1 protein-coding gene is annotated in these 1,054 nt (G+C 66.0%); it reads left to right on the top strand.

Features of this window, described 5'->3' with window-relative positions; all coding sequences use genetic code 11:
- Positions 1–105: 105 nt before the first annotated feature.
- The coding region (locus tag EQG76_RS02030; RefSeq protein ID WP_159710147.1) for a methionine--tRNA ligase at positions 106–1,054 on the top strand (949 nt) is incomplete at its 3' end.

Here is a 1,054-nt window from a genome sequence, read left to right as displayed (position 1 = left end):
CCTGGCGGCGGCGGCGGTGCTGGCGGGCGAGGCCGCCGAGCACCTGGTCCTGCCGGAGCCCTGGTGAGCACGGCAGCGGCGAGCCTTCCGAAGGATCCGATCGACATGAGCGCGGGCGAGCGTTTCTACATCACCACGCCGATCTACTACGTCAACGACAGCCCGCATATCGGCCACGCCTATACCACGCTCGCCTGCGATGCGTTCGCAAGGTTCGCCCGGCTCGATGGAAGGAAGGTGTGGTTCCTGACCGGCACCGACGAGCACGGCCAGAAGGTCGAGAAGGCCGCCCAGGCCGCCGGCAAGGACCCGCAGGCCTTCACCGACGAGGTCAGCCAGCGCTTCCGTCGCCTGGCCGACGCGATGGGCTTCTCCCACGACGACTTCATCCGCACCACTGAGAAGCGCCACTACCGGGCCGTCCAGCATCTGTGGAACGTGCTGGTGGAGAAGGGCGAGATCTATCTGGGCAAATATGCCGGCTGGTACTCGGTGCGCGACGAGGCGTTCTTCGACGAGAGCGAGATCACCGACGGCAAGGCGCCCACCGGGGCGCCCGTCGAGTGGGTGGAGGAGCCCTCCTATTTCTTCCGCCTCTCCGCTTGGCAGGACCGGCTGCTCGCCTTCTACGAAACGAACCCGGACTTCATCCTGCCGCCGTCCCGGCGCAACGAGGTCGTCAGCTTCGTGAAGTCGAACCTGCGCGACCTGTCGGTCTCGCGCACGACCTTCAAGTGGGGCGTGCCGGTCCCGAACGACCCCGACCATGTGATGTATGTCTGGCTGGACGCGCTCACCAACTACCTGACTGCGCTGGGCTATCCTGACGACACCGATGCCTGGCGGACCTTCTGGCCGGCCGATGTCCATGTGGTCGGCAAGGACATCCTGCGCTTCCATGCGATCTACTGGCCGGCCTTCCTGATGGCCGCCGACCTGCCGCCGCCGAAGCGCGTGTTCGCCCATGGCTGGTGGACCAACGAGGGGCAGAAGATCTCGAAATCGGTCGGCAACGTGATCGATCCGCTCCAGCTGATCGAGACGTTCGGCCTGG

The sequence above is a fragment of the Geminicoccus flavidas genome, from assembly GCF_009806515.1.
GTDB lineage: Bacteria > Pseudomonadota > Alphaproteobacteria > Geminicoccales > Geminicoccaceae > Geminicoccus > Geminicoccus flavidus.
Note: the sequence above shows the minus strand (reverse complement) of the source record. Positions and strands in the feature narration are given on the sequence as shown.